Genomic DNA, 12,742 nt, shown 5'->3' on the forward strand with positions numbered 1-12,742 from the left:
CGAACAGCCCCAGGTAACCCATCAGCACCGGTCAGTGGGCCGGGTAGTCGGCTATGTATGTATGGACTCGCCCCCACTTTCAACCCGCTTTTCAAACATTGGTACCCGGTTGCATCTATGTATCAGGCCTATCCGAGGAAGCTCCAAACAGCTTCTGGCCAACATTGGATCAGCTCGCGATCTGCCCATTACAAAAAGGCCGAAAGGGCCGGTAGGAGCACAGGCATCAATTCGCGACGGTCTGACCAGGGGTCAATGTTCGTTAGCACGGGTTGGAGCGGCTAAACGCCCCGGTGGCAGAACTCTGTAAATCAGTGGCTCATCGCAGCCTCCTGACTATTGCCTGGCTGACGTCGATAAGTCTGGTCGTTTTGCAAGAGCCGCCAGAGGATACGCAGGTTGCGGTTGGCCAAACGCACCGCCGCTTCCTTGCGCCCTAAGGCGAGATACCCAACGCTGTAGCCGCTGGTCGTCGGGCTGTTCTGAATCCGGTCGCACCTGTCTTAACACGGCGTGGGCCCCCTGGACCGCCAGGCTGCGCAAATACGCATCACCCTTCTTGCTCATCTTGCCGAAATTGCCCTGTGCTTGCAGTAATCGCGCCCATGCCTGAGCACCTGGCCCGGTTTCCACCAGCACCGTCACGCTTGCTGGAAGCTTAAGAAGAAAGGTTTGAAAGGCCTCTCGTGACTTAATCCGATCCTCGAATATCACCTGGCCGAGCGCATTCTCACCGGCCACCTGGAAGACCTTTTTGGCAAGGTCTACCGCGACGTTTACGCAAGTAGATACATCGGCTAACAAAGACTGATTGATCGTCGTATGCTTTTTCATGGGCTCGCCCTCGCTGTCGTTGGCTTCTATAAGAATGCCACCGTGGCGCATAGACGCCTCGGCTTGGGCGAGTCCATCTAATTACAGAGGTAACTCATGAGCGCCGCACGAAGGTGCGCATGGTTTGCCCAGGGCCGGTGCTGAATACGGTGGGCCTGGGCATGCCTTCATCCGCTGCGATAAATACGAAATCATCGCCGTCGAGCCGGTAACTGGCGGGAAGCTGCTTGCCCGCGTCATCGCCGATAGCGTCAATCCAGGTAATGCTTTTGGGCGTGGTACTGGCATCCAGGAAAAAACGGCCCGCCAGCAGTTGATCACCATTGACGGTGGTCACTTCGAAGCAATCGCCCGTGATGGTGGTAATAGCCCCTGGCGCACTGTGGGCGTCGGCGGGGTTGAGGATGCCACTGTCTTCAAGGGCAGTCTGCTCCCAGGTGCCTTGTAAGCCGCGTAAATCGAGAGTTGAAACAGACAGCATGCAAATTCCTTATTGCTGATCAGGGAAGCGCCCCGTTGCATCAGGTACGCAACCACGACGTAGGCGGATAAGTTTTTTCTTTAGAAGACAGCTATTTGACAGCATTTTGATGTTCTATTGACTATGCTTGCAAGCGCGCAAGTCCGACAATGCTGCGCCATTTGTACTACTCCTCGATATAAAACCGAAATAATCCTTGGAAATGTGGGATATTTCGGCTGGCTAAGTGGTCACATCGCCACCGGTCCGGCGTATCCAGGGCGTTGTCCCTGATTTTTGAAGCCATTTAGGTTTCTGAGAATGATGGCCTTTTAGTATTATTTTAAGGTGTTCTTATTTTGAATCGCACTTCCCCGCTCCCGCCCTCCGTAGCGTCTGATGAAATTGACTTGTTTGAATTGTTTCACGCCATCTGGCGACAAAAAAAGCTGGTAGTCGGATGTACGCTTCTGGTGGGCGTATTAGGGGCAGGGTACGCGTTCCTGGCACCCAAGACTTATGAAGTCAGCAGTGTGCTGCGGCCTGCGGCAATCAATGAACTGGATGCGTTGAACCGTTCGGAAGTCTATAAGTTGCCTCCCGCTGACGCCCTGATGAAAGTGGGAGCACAGTTAGACTCTTACGAGGCGCGCTTGGGATTTTTCAAGGAACACGAGGAATTGTTCAAGGCGTTCAAGAAGCCGGGGCAGAGCCTTGAGCAAAGCTTTGAGGCGTTCAATCGAAACTCTGTCAACCTGATCTTGCCGGACCCGAAGAAATCAGACTCGCTGAGCAGCTATATTCGCTTGGAACTGCAATACCCGACAGACGTTGATGGTGTCGCGATCCTCAACGGCTTTGTAGACTACGCCATCGCCGCCGAGCGTCAGCAGGTTGGCGCCGACCTCAAGGTGATCGTCAATAACCGCTTGAGCGAACTCAAAGGCAAGATCGACGCCGCCCGTGACAACTACGATACGGAAAAGGAATCCAAGATCGCCAAGCTGCTTGAGGCTGACCGACTCAAGCGTGCCCAGTTGCAGGATGAGCTCAGCGCGCTGCGCCTGCAGATGAAGATGGAGCGTACCAATCGCCTGGCCGAGCTGGCGGAAGCCATCTCTATTGCCAAGTCCATGGGCATCCGCACCCCGACGACACCATCTTCCATGGCGGACTCCACGCGCAGTGGGTCGAGCCAGGTCATGCGCACAGAGGTGAACAATCAGAAGATCCCGCTGTACTTCATGGGCACCGAGGCTCTGGAAGCCGAACGCGCTGCGCTGCAACAGCGCACCAGCGATGACTTCACCAACCCGCGAATTGCCGAGATCGGCAAGGATTTGCAACTGCTCGAAAGCAACCGCGAAGTCGAGGTGCTGCGCAAGCGCGGCAATGAGGACATATTCCTGCAGGACGTCGAGCCGCTTCGTGCTGAAGTTGCCAGGCTGCGTGGCTTGAACATCGACATGAGCAACCTCAAGCTGGTAACGGTCGACCGCCGCGCCCAAGAGCCTCTGGCGCCGATCAAACCGAAAAAATCGCTGATCATTGCTTTGAGTCTGGTGGGCGGCCTGTTGGTGGGACTCATGATCGCGCTGATTCGCTACTTCATCCGCAGCCGCAGCCAGGCCGTACCCTTTACGGCGTTGGGAGACGGCAGTTTGCCCCGCCGCGAGATTAAGGACACCCCGCAATAATTTCAGCAAAACCTTTAAGCAGGTGGGCGGGAACGCCCGCCTGTTCCCTTCCCCAGCACACTCAGTAGACAGCTTTTCACAATTCTTAGTTAACCTTTGGTTACAAAGTATGGCTAAATAACGGCCAATGGTTACACGCCGCAAGGTCGCCCAGCCTGCCGTGTCACCTGTACGTGAATTGTGATTTCAGGTGCTGCATATCCATCCTCGGCCATTGTGGGCCCGCAGGAGCAGCCTGTTCTCTCCCTGACTTGTGACGAATCCCTTGAAACTCATCATTGTTGCTCTCTACGTTGCCTCCATTGCGTATGTACACCTGCGTGGTCGGGTGCGACACAAGCTGGGTCGCCAGCTTAGCGATCACTCGACGTTCCTGGCGCCGATCAACTGTTTCCTGTACTTGTTCTCCAAGCAGCCCAGCCGTCCCTATCTGTCGCCCAGCGATTTTCCAGACCTGAGCCCCCTGCAGGAACATTGGCAAGAGATCCGCGAGGAAGGCCAGAACCTGATGCGGGCCGGGGAGATCAAACGTTCGGATCAGTACAACGACGTGGGTTTCAACTCGTTTTTCAAGTCGGGCTGGAAGCGCTTTTACCTCAAGTGGTATGGCGACAGCCACCCTTCGGCGATGAAGCTGTGCCCGCGCACCACCGAGTTGGTGCAAGGGATCGGCTCGATCAAGGCCGCGATGTTCGCCGAACTGCCACCGGGCTCCAAGCTGGTGCGCCACCGTGACCCGTACGCGGGCTCCTATCGGTATCACCTGGGGCTCGATACGCCCAACGACCCAGGGTGCTACATCAATGTGGATGGCGAGAGCTATTACTGGCGCGACGGCGAGCCGGTGATGTTCGACGAGACCTACATTCACTATGCAGAAAACACCACCCAGCAGAACCGCATCATTCTGTTCTGCGATATCGAACGCCCGATGAAGTACCGCTGGGCGGCGGCATTCAACCGTTGGTTCAGCCGCAATGTAATGGCCGCTGCAGGCTCGCCCAATGATGATGGCGACAAGACCGGCGGCCTCAACCGCGCCTTTACCCGCTTGTACAAGATCCGCCTGCGCGGCAAAGAGCTCAAAAAGCGCAACCGCACACGCTACTACCTGGAAAAATGGGCGATCTTTGCCGGTCTGGCGCTGATCTTCATTCTTATCTGAACCCTGTGCCGGGCGCGAATCACTGCGGTGGTTTTGCGCCCAGCTTGTCCCACATCTTCTTGCCGATTTTCTGCCGATTGGCATAGCCGGCCCATGGGTCGCCCTTCAACCACTGCAGACGCTCATGCAGGTTCGCCACCGTCCACTGCTGGGCCCCGCGCAATCCTTTCAATTCTTCCCGACTGACCGGCACCGATACCGGCAGACCCGGCCGTGCACGCACGGAGTATGCCGCCACAGTGCTGGCGCCACGGGCGTTGCGCAGGTAGTCGATAAAGATCTTGCCCACACGGTTTTTAGGGCCGCTGGTGGCGGTAAAGCGTTCGGGCAGTTGCTGGCTCATAAATTGGGCAATGGCCTTGGCGAATGCCTTGACGGAGTCCCAGCCATCACGCCGGGCCAGCGGCACGATCAGGTGCAGACCTTTACCGCCGCTGGTCTTGACGAAGGCTTGCAAGCCCAGCTCATCCAGCACCGACAGGGTCAGTTCGACCGCTTCCAACATGGATTTCCAAGGCAGGGCCGGGTCCGGGTCGAGGTCCAGGACGAACAGGTCAGGGGTTTCAATCTTGTCCGTAGTGGCGCCCCAGGTATGCAACTCGACAGTGCCCATTTGCACGGCGCCGGCCAGCGCCTCTGCGCTGTCTACCTCCATCAGGCGTGCATGACCGGGATCCAGGGCCTGATCCAGTTGCTTGATGTGGGGAATTGCCAGGCGTTCGGAGTGCTTCTGAAAAAACTGCTCCCCTTCGATGCCTTCGGGTGCGCGCAGCAGCGACACAGGACGACCGCGCAGGAACGGCAGGATCCATTCGCTGATGTCGGCGTAGAACTGCGCCAATTGCTGTTTTTGCGTGCCACTGTGCTTGTCGATAATGCGATCGGGGTGGGTGATTTTCACGTTCTTCACCGCTTTGTCGGCTTTATAGGTTTTCTGCTTCTTCGAGGCATTGACCGACTTTGCCGCACGCGGCTGTTCATGAATGATCTGCGACGCAGGCTTATCAGTGCGCAGCCCCACAAAGGCCGCCTGGCGCACCACGCCTTCACGCGTCCATTCGGCGAATTGCACTTCACCCACCAGGCGCGGCTCGACCCAATGCACGCCACGGGCCTGGGTGCTGGTCAAAGGCTTTTGCAAGGGCGAGTCCTTGCGCTCCAATGGCGTGAGCTTGGCGTAGATGGATTTCAACGTGGCCTGATCAAATCCGGTGCCCACACGCCCGGCATATACCAGCCCGGTTTCATCGTTGACGGCCAGCAGCAGCGCGCCAAACCCGCTGCGCGAACCCTGAGGGCGGGTGTAGCCAACAATCACAAACTCCTGGCGCAGGCGGCATTTGAGCTTGATCCAGTCAGCACTGCGGCGGGACACATAGGGGCTGCCTGCACGCTTGCCGATCACGCCTTCGAGCGCCAGGTCGCAGGCGCTTTCGAAAATATCGCGGTGGTTGGCGGCAAAGGCTTCGGAGAAACGCAGCAGTTTGCTTTTGCTGCCGGCGAGCGCAGCTTTAAGCGCAGCCCGACGCTCCTCGACCGGATCTTCGCGTTGATCACGGCCGTTCAGGAAGGGGGCATCAAACAGGTAATAGACGATGTCCAGGCTGCGGCCGATATCGAAGGCATTCTGCAACGCCTGGAAATCCGGCAACCCGTCGCCGTTGAGGCTGACCACTTCGCCATCCAGCCAGCTGTCCTTGAGCTTGAGGGCTTGCAAGGCTTTGGCCTGCCGCGGCAGGCGTTCGGTCCAGTCGTGGCCGTTGCGAGTGAACAGGCGCACTTCACCGTCATGGATGCGCGCGAGAATGCGATAACCGTCGAACTTGATCTCGTAGCTCCAATCGCCCTCGGGGGCGCGATCGACCAAGGTCGCCAATTGCGGGGCAAATTCTTCGGGTATGGCGCTCACTTGCGTGCGGGCCTTGGCCTTTGGCGCTGGCTTTTTTTTGACTTGGACCTTGGCCTTGGGCGTGCCGACCACCGCATCGCTGAGCACGCTGGCAGGCTCGGCGTCGACAATATCGTATTCAGAAGCGGGGCGTGCCTGCTGGTCTTTTTCCTTGATCAGTAGCCACTGCTCCTTGTCGCCACTACCCTTGAGTCGGGTGCGTACCAGGGTCCAATCCCCAGCGAGTTTTTCGCCCACCAGCGTGAACTTGAGCTTGCCGGCCGCATAGGCTTTGCGCGGCTCGTCATGGGGTTGCCAGATACCTCGGTCCCACACAATCACATCGCCTGCGCCATATTGGCCGGCTGGGATGCTGCCCTCGAAACCGCCATAGCTCAGGGGGTGGTCTTCAACGTGGACCGCCAGGCGCTTCTGGCTTGGGTCCAGGCTCGGGCCCTTGGGCACCGCCCAGCTCAACAGCACGCCGTCGAGTTCCAGGCGAAAGTCATAATGCAGGTTGCGCGCATCATGCTTTTGAATCACGAAGCTCAGCGCCGAGGCTTTCCGCTTGCTGGCGGGTGAGCTGCCGGCGGGTTCGGCGGTGATCTTGAAATCGCGCTTGCGGTTGTATTCGCTCAGGGGCTTTGCCATGTCGCGCTCCAGTCAATGGCAGGCTCAAGAGGCCTTTTTGTTGGATTTCTTCGCGGCGGGCTTTTTCGCCGCGGGTTTGCCCGCCAGGCTGCGTTTAAGCAGTTCGGTCAGGTCGATAACATCGGCGGATTTGCGCACTTCGCTGTCTTGGCTCGACTCCACGTCTTCGATCTTGCCGGCCTTGGCCTTTTTCGCCACCAGCGCCATGATCTTGTCCTGGAAGCTGTCGCGGTACTCGTCGGGTTGCCAGTCTGCACTCATGTCTTCCACCAGGCGCTTGGCCATGTCCAATTCACCCTTGGCCAGGGTCGGTTTGGTTACATCGGCACCGAGTTCCAGCTCGTCCAGGCTGCGCACTTCTGCGGGCCAGCGCAGCATCACCAGTACCAGGGCCGATTCGAGCGGCATCAACGCGGCCAAGTGCTGTTTGGTATGCAGCACCACATTGGCCAGGGCGACCTTGCCGGTTTTCTTCAGGGTTTCGCGCAGCAGTGCATAGACCTTGCCGCCACGTTTGTCCGGCGCCAGGAAGTAGGGCGTGTCGATGTTTTGCAGGGGGATCTGGTCAGCGGCGACAAACGCGATGATCTCAATGGTCTGGGTCGATTTCGGATGGGCCGAGCGAATTTCATCTTCGCTGAGCACCACATAACGGCCCTTCTCAAAGGCGACGCCCTTGACGATATGTTCCTTGGTGACTTCCTTGCCCGTGGTTTTGTTGATGCGCTTGTAGCCGACCGGGTCCATGCTGCGTTTGTCCAGCCAGTCGAAATCAACGCCTTGGGAAGATGTCGCCGAGACCAGCGACACCGGGATATGAACCAGACCGAAACTGATAGCGCCTTTCCAGATTGCCCGTGGCATAACTCCGATTCCTTAAAAAGTGAGCCTGTTCTGGTGACTCGCAGGCCGCGGCAAAAGTTTCGGCGGGCAGATGCTCGGACAGATCGTGTTACACCTGATGAGAAACTATTTAGTGTCGCAACCCGAACCCATGGCGTAGCGTGTTATCGAAAGCACGTAGTACTCGGCATAGAGAGGCTCCGTCATGAATGCTTATGTACGTTATCTTGCAGTACTTGCGCTGGGCCTGGCCCTGGCGCCTTGGGCCCAGGCGCAAAACCTGCCGGGCCAATACGACACCAATAACAGCCCGATTCACCGGGCCAACCCCAATAGCATGCAGGGCACTCAGCCCAATGCACCTGCGGCCGGCGGTATCCAGACTGCGCCCACCGGCCCTCGGCCGACCGTGGAAAACCGCGGAATCGGCAATACGTATCCCAAGCGCGACGTAGCTCCCAGTCGCCCGGCCACCGAAACCAAAGCACCCACCTATGATGCCAACGGCAATCGCCGGTAAGGACTTCGCCTTATGTTTCTACGCAAAACTCTGCTAGCGGCTGTCTGTGCCGCCACGCTGCTGCCGCTGACCACCGTTTATGCCGCCGATAGCCAGCAGTTCCCCAGCGAGCAAGGCAGCATCACCGTCACGCCGATCGCCAAAGGCCTGGATCATCCATGGGCGCTGGCGTTTCTACCGGATCAGCAGGGCTTCCTGGTGACCGAGCTTCCCGGGCATCTGCGATTTGTCAGCCCCGACGGTAAGCTTTCCGCTCCGTTGAAGGGGGTGCCGCAAGTCTGGGCCAAGGGGCAGGGCGGTTTACTGGATGTGGTGTTGTCACCAGACTTCAAGCAGGACCGTATGGTCTACCTGTCGTACGCCGAAGGCGGCGGGCAGGATGGCAAAGCCGGAACCGCTGTGGGGCGCGGGCGCCTGTCTGCTGACATGAGCGGCCTGGAGGACTTCAAGGTGATCCTGCGCCAGGAGCCCAAGCTGTCTACCGGCAACCACTTCGGCTCGCGCCTGGCGTTCGATCGTGACGGCTATCTGTTCGTGACCCTGGGCGAGAACAACGACCGCCCGACCGCCCAGGACCTGGACAAGCTGCAAGGCAAAGTTGTGCGCATCTATCCAGATGGCCGCGTACCGGATGACAACCCCTTCGTCGGTCAACCCGGTGTACGTCCCGAGATCTGGTCCTACGGCCAGCGTAACCCACAGGGCCTGGCGCTGAACCCGTGGAGCGGCACGATCTGGGAAAACGAGCATGGGCCGCGTGGGGGCGATGAAGTGAACATCATCGAGCGCGGCAAGAACTACGGGTGGCCGCTGGCGACCCACGGCATCAACTACTCTCTGCTACCGATTCCCGAAGCCAAGGGCAAAACGGCAGAAGGCACGGTGCAGCCCCATCATGTCTGGGAGAAGTCCCCGGCCATCAGCGGCATGGCGTTCTATGACGCCGACCGGTTCAAGGTGTGGCAGCACAATCTGTTTATCGGTGCGCTGGGCACTCAGGAGTTGATTCGGTTGCAGTTCGAGGGTGACAGGGTCGTTCACGAGGAACGTTTGCTGGGCGAGTTGAAAGCGCGAATTCGTGACGTGCGGCAGGGGCCGGATGGGTTTCTGTATGTGCTGACGGATGAGGATAATGGCGTGTTGTATCGGGTCGGGCTGAATCAGGACTGATGCCTTTCGGTAATCGCTTTTTGTAGGAGCGAGCAAGCTCGCTCCTACAGAGGGTAAGAGAGCTACAGCCCTAGGTCTGACAAGCCCGGATGATCATCCGGGCGACGCCCCAGCGGCCAGTGGAACTTGCGTTCGCTTTCCTGGATCGGCTTATCGTTGATGCAGGCAAAGCGGTTGGCCATCAGGCCGTTCTCATCGAACTCCCAGTTTTCATTTCCGTAGGAACGAAACCAGTTGCCGGAGTCGTCATGCCACTCATAGGCATAGCGCACGGCGATGCGGTTGCCGGTGAACGCCCACAACTCCTTGATCAATCGATAATCCAGTTCCCTGGCCCATTTACGGCTCAGGAACTGCCTGGCTTCTTCGCGGTTGTGGGCGAATTCGGCGCGGTTACGCCACTGGGTGTTCAGGGTGTAGGCCAGGGAAACCCGTTCTGGGTCGCGGGAGTTCCAGCCGTCTTCGGCCAGCCGGACTTTTTCGATGGCTGACTCGCGAGTAAAGGGCGGTAGGGGCGGGCGGGCTTGTGCATTGGCTGACATGGGGTGGCTCCTTAAAACAATAGGGTTGAATGATAGAAGTTGCCAATTCCGAGAATTCAAAGTCCCAATAACGTTCGCGCCATGCATTGCGCATTATCGGCAGCTGTTGAATCACCCATGATCAGGGCAACGGTAATGGCGCCATCGATCAGGATCAGCAGTTGCGCGGCCTGCTGTTGCGGGTCGGGGGTGCCATGTGCTTGACACAGTTCAAGTGCGTACTCGAACAGTTTGTGTTTATGGGCCTTGGCCAGCAGGCGCACCGGATCTTGAGCGTTGCCGGTTTCGCCACTGGTGTTGATAAAGGCGCAGCCGCGAAAATCCGCGGAACCGAACCAGCTTTTCAGGGCGCTGAACAGCGCCAGCAAGCGCTCGCCGCTGTTGTCGCTGCGTTCCACTTCGCTGCGCAGCCACTGCATCCAGCGTTCGTCGCGGCGCTGCAGGGCGGCAATCACCAACTCGTCCTTGTTGGCGAAATAGCGATAGATGCTTTTTCTCGATACGCCAGCGGTTTTTACCAGCAAGTCCATGCCGGTGGCGGCGATGCCATGGCGATAGATCAGCTTTTCGGTGACGTCGAGGATAATGTCGCGGGTTATGTCGTTCATGCTTATTACAGTAGAACGATCGTTCTTCTTGGTCAACCGGCTTTTTTCCATGCCGTACGGCGAGACCTGAGCAGCCCCATGGTGTAAGCTCTGGACCTCTTCGGATTCGACCCATTGCGAGCCCTATGCCGTCGTTCTTCAAACGCTCCCTGTTGCCCAAACTACGCGGTTTCCCGCTGTCCCCGGAGGCCATCGAGGTGCTGTCCGGCGCCGATGCCTATCGTCGCTGCCTGCTGGAAAAAATCTCCCAGGCGACGCGTCGCATCTACATCGTCGCCTTGTACTTGCAGCACGACGAAGCGGGGCAGGAGATCTACGACGCGCTTCACGCTGCCAAGGCGGCACGGCCGGAGTTGGACATCGTGGTGATGGTCGACTGGTTGCGCGCCCAGCGTGGCTTGATTGGCGCCGGCAAGCAGCCGGGCAACAGCGCCTGGTACCAGGCCATGACGCAAAGCCACGCCAGCGAAGTGCCGGTGTATGGCGTGCCGGTGCAAACCCGCGAGCTGTTTGGCGTATTGCACCTCAAGGGCTTTGTGATCGATGACAGCGTGCTGTACAGCGGCGCCAGCCTCAACAATGTGTATTTGCACAAGTTCGACAAGTACCGCTTTGATCGTTACCACCAGATCCATAGCCAGGTGCTGGCCGATTCTATGCAACACCTGATCGAGCACGGCCTGGTGGCATCCAAGGCCGTGCACCGCCTGGACCTGCCCAACCCGCCGACCACCCGCAGCCTGCGCAACGATATCGGCGACCTGCGCAGCCGTCTCAAGCACGCGGCCTATGACACCACGGCCGGGCAGTTGCCCAATGGTCACCTCTCGGTGAGCCCGTTGCTCGGCGTTGGCAAGAACAACCCCCTGAGCCGGGTCATTCTGGAGCTGATCGCCAGCGCCCAGCAGCAGTTGACCATCTGCACCCCGTATTTCAACCTGCCGTTGCCGGTGACCCGCGAGATCAACCGCGCACTGGCACGTGGGGTGAAGATCGACATCGTGGTCGGCGACAAGACGGCCAACGACTTCTATATTCCGCCCAGCGAGCCGTTCAAGGTGATCGCGGCCTTGCCTTATCTATATGAGATCAGCCTGCGGCGCTTTGCCAAGCGTCACCAGCCGATGATCGACAGCGGCTAGTTGAACCTGCACCTGTGGCGCGATGGCGACAACACCTACCACCTTAAGGGCATGTGGGTTGACCAGCGCTATACCTTGCTGACCGGCAACAACCTCAACCCCAGGGCATTTCGCCTCGACCTGGAAAACGGCTTACTGATCGACGACCCCAAGGGCCAATGGCTGGAGCCGCGGCGTACCGAGCTGGCGCAGATTTTCCAGCACACCACGCGTATCCGGGGCTACCAGCAATTGCAGACGTTGGTTGATTACCCGCCGGCAGTGGGTAAATTCCTGCGTCGGGTCAGCCGAGTGCGCATTGAGCGTTTGCTGTACCGCATTTTGTAGCCGTTATCCCGCAGGCAAAAAACACCCAGGCCCTCAACAGGGCCTGGGTATTTTTTTTGCCGGTAGCCTTTAATTCAAACCCAGCTTGCCGCGCAGCATCGACAAGTCTTCAGCCAGGGTGTTGACCGGGCCTACCAGGGCCTTGCGGTCGTTGTCCTTGACCTTGTCGTAGGTTTCAAAGCCGCCATCCTGGGTCTTGTACTTGGCCAGGATCTTGTCCACGGTGGCGAAGTTTTTATCGACCTTGGCCAGGAACGCCTGGTCCTGCTGCCCGATCTCGCCACGGAACAAATCGACGATTTTCTTCGCACCGTCGATGTTGCCCTGGAAGTCATACAGGTCGGTATGGCTGTAGCGGTCTTCTTCGCCGGAGATCTTGGTGGCAGCGACTTCCTCCAGCAGCGCCGCAGCGCCGCCGACGACTTTTTCCGGCGGGAAGGTCAGGCCATCGACCCGCGTCTTGAGATCGTTCACATCGGTATTGAGCTTGGCGGTCAGTGCTTCCAGGCCCTTGGTCGAGTTTTGCGCGAACAGCGCGTATTCAATCCGGTGAAAACCGGTGAAGTCTTCGGCCGTTACACCTTTTTCATGGTCATCGACACGCGAATCGATGGACGCGTCGAGGTCGCTGAACAGCTCGGCGATCGGCTCGATGGCCTCATAGTGCACGCGGGTCGGCGCATAGAGCTTCTTGGCGGTGGCCAGGTCACCTTTATTGATGGCGTTGGTAAACGCCTGGGTCTGGGTGACCAGTTCGCCGATTTCCTCGGTAACGTAGATCTTGTAGTCCGATACCGGGCCTACCAGGTCGAGCGGCGCGGTAGCGGCGAAGGCAGCCAGCGGCGCAAGGCTCATTAACAACGACAACGCGATAGACGACTTCTTCATGGGGGCA

10 protein-coding genes and 2 pseudogenes are annotated in these 12,742 nt (G+C 58.5%); 5 read left to right on the forward strand and 7 right to left on the reverse strand.

The features are described from left to right. Positions 1-311: 311 nt before the first annotated feature. Together E4P01_RS20035 and E4P01_RS20040 are read right to left on the reverse strand one after the other, a co-directional pair. A pseudogene (locus E4P01_RS20035) lies at positions 312-834 on the reverse strand (hypothetical protein). A 94-nt stretch (positions 835-928) separates the two neighbouring features. Beyond that, a complete protein-coding gene (locus E4P01_RS20040; protein WP_032875090.1) occupies positions 929-1,315 on the reverse strand; it encodes a TIGR03067 domain-containing protein in 387 nt (128 codons plus the stop codon). A 338-nt stretch (positions 1,316-1,653) separates the two neighbouring features. On the opposite strand from E4P01_RS20040, the gene E4P01_RS20045 reads away from it, so the two are divergent. Together E4P01_RS20045 and lpxO are read left to right on the forward strand one after the other, a co-directional pair. Next, positions 1,654-2,991: a Wzz/FepE/Etk N-terminal domain-containing protein gene (locus E4P01_RS20045; protein ID WP_216091313.1), complete on the forward strand. Its 1,338-nt coding sequence runs from the start codon at positions 1,654-1,656 to the stop codon at positions 2,989-2,991. Between the two features lie 265 nt (positions 2,992-3,256). Then, a complete protein-coding gene (gene lpxO, locus E4P01_RS20050) occupies positions 3,257-4,156 on the forward strand; it encodes a lipid A hydroxylase LpxO (protein WP_032875099.1) in 900 nt (299 codons plus the stop codon). 19 nt (positions 4,157-4,175) lie between these two features. Here lpxO and ligD read toward each other — a convergent pair whose 3' ends face one another. Together ligD and E4P01_RS20060 are read right to left on the reverse strand one after the other, a co-directional pair. Then, complete coding sequence (gene ligD / locus E4P01_RS20055) at positions 4,176-6,695, reverse strand: DNA ligase D (protein WP_216091314.1); 2,520 nt, start codon at positions 6,693-6,695, stop codon at positions 4,176-4,178. Positions 6,696-6,719: 24 nt separating this feature from the next. After that, positions 6,720-7,559 carry a Ku protein gene (locus tag E4P01_RS20060; protein WP_216091315.1) on the reverse strand — a complete coding sequence of 280 codons (840 nt, stop codon included), beginning with the start codon at positions 7,557-7,559 and terminating at the stop codon, positions 6,720-6,722. Positions 7,560-7,743: 184 nt separating this feature from the next. Here E4P01_RS20060 and E4P01_RS20065 point away from each other — a divergent pair, with 184 nt between their 5' ends. Then, a complete protein-coding gene (locus E4P01_RS20065; protein WP_078821416.1) occupies positions 7,744-8,058 on the forward strand; it encodes a hypothetical protein in 315 nt (104 codons plus the stop codon). Between the two features lie 12 nt (positions 8,059-8,070). Then, positions 8,071-9,228 (forward strand): PQQ-dependent sugar dehydrogenase, encoded by a 1,158-nt coding sequence (locus tag E4P01_RS20070; protein ID WP_103735217.1) that lies wholly within the window; start codon positions 8,071-8,073, stop codon positions 9,226-9,228. 62 nt (positions 9,229-9,290) lie between these two features. Here E4P01_RS20070 and E4P01_RS20075 read toward each other — a convergent pair whose 3' ends face one another. Then, positions 9,291-9,770 (reverse strand): nuclear transport factor 2 family protein, encoded by a 480-nt coding sequence (locus E4P01_RS20075; RefSeq protein WP_216091316.1) that lies wholly within the window; start codon positions 9,768-9,770, stop codon positions 9,291-9,293. Positions 9,771-9,826: 56 nt separating this feature from the next. Further along, a complete protein-coding gene (locus tag E4P01_RS20080; protein WP_005788500.1) occupies positions 9,827-10,378 on the reverse strand; it encodes a TetR/AcrR family transcriptional regulator in 552 nt (183 codons plus the stop codon). Between the two features lie 125 nt (positions 10,379-10,503). On the opposite strand from E4P01_RS20080, the pseudogene pssA reads away from it, so the two are divergent. Continuing rightward, positions 10,504-11,847: pseudogene (pssA, locus tag E4P01_RS20085) on the forward strand (CDP-diacylglycerol--serine O-phosphatidyltransferase). Positions 11,848-11,916: 69 nt separating this feature from the next. On the opposite strand, the gene efeO reads toward pssA, so the two are convergent. After that, a complete protein-coding gene (gene efeO, locus E4P01_RS20090) occupies positions 11,917-12,735 on the reverse strand; it encodes an iron uptake system protein EfeO (RefSeq protein ID WP_216091318.1) in 819 nt (272 codons plus the stop codon). Positions 12,736-12,742 lie beyond the last annotated feature (7 nt).

Source organism: Pseudomonas sp. NCIMB 10586 (genome assembly GCF_023127895.1).
Lineage (GTDB): Bacteria > Pseudomonadota > Gammaproteobacteria > Pseudomonadales > Pseudomonadaceae > Aquipseudomonas > Aquipseudomonas synxantha_A.

Coding starts and splice junctions, on each gene's coding strand:
- ligD (WP_216091314.1), bottom strand. CDS start 6,695: ATGGCAAAGCCCCTGAGCGAATACAACCGCAAGCGCGATTTCAAGATC.
- E4P01_RS20065 (WP_078821416.1), top strand. CDS start 7,744: ATGAATGCTTATGTACGTTATCTTGCAGTACTTGCGCTGGGCCTGGCC.
- E4P01_RS20060 (WP_216091315.1), bottom strand. CDS start 7,559: ATGCCACGGGCAATCTGGAAAGGCGCTATCAGTTTCGGTCTGGTTCAT.
- E4P01_RS20070 (WP_103735217.1), top strand. CDS start 8,071: ATGTTTCTACGCAAAACTCTGCTAGCGGCTGTCTGTGCCGCCACGCTG.
- efeO (WP_216091318.1), bottom strand. CDS start 12,735: ATGAAGAAGTCGTCTATCGCGTTGTCGTTGTTAATGAGCCTTGCGCCG.
- E4P01_RS20040 (WP_032875090.1), bottom strand. CDS start 1,315: ATGCTGTCTGTTTCAACTCTCGATTTACGCGGCTTACAAGGCACCTGG.
- E4P01_RS20075 (WP_216091316.1), bottom strand. CDS start 9,770: ATGTCAGCCAATGCACAAGCCCGCCCGCCCCTACCGCCCTTTACTCGC.
- E4P01_RS20080 (WP_005788500.1), bottom strand. CDS start 10,378: ATGAACGACATAACCCGCGACATTATCCTCGACGTCACCGAAAAGCTG.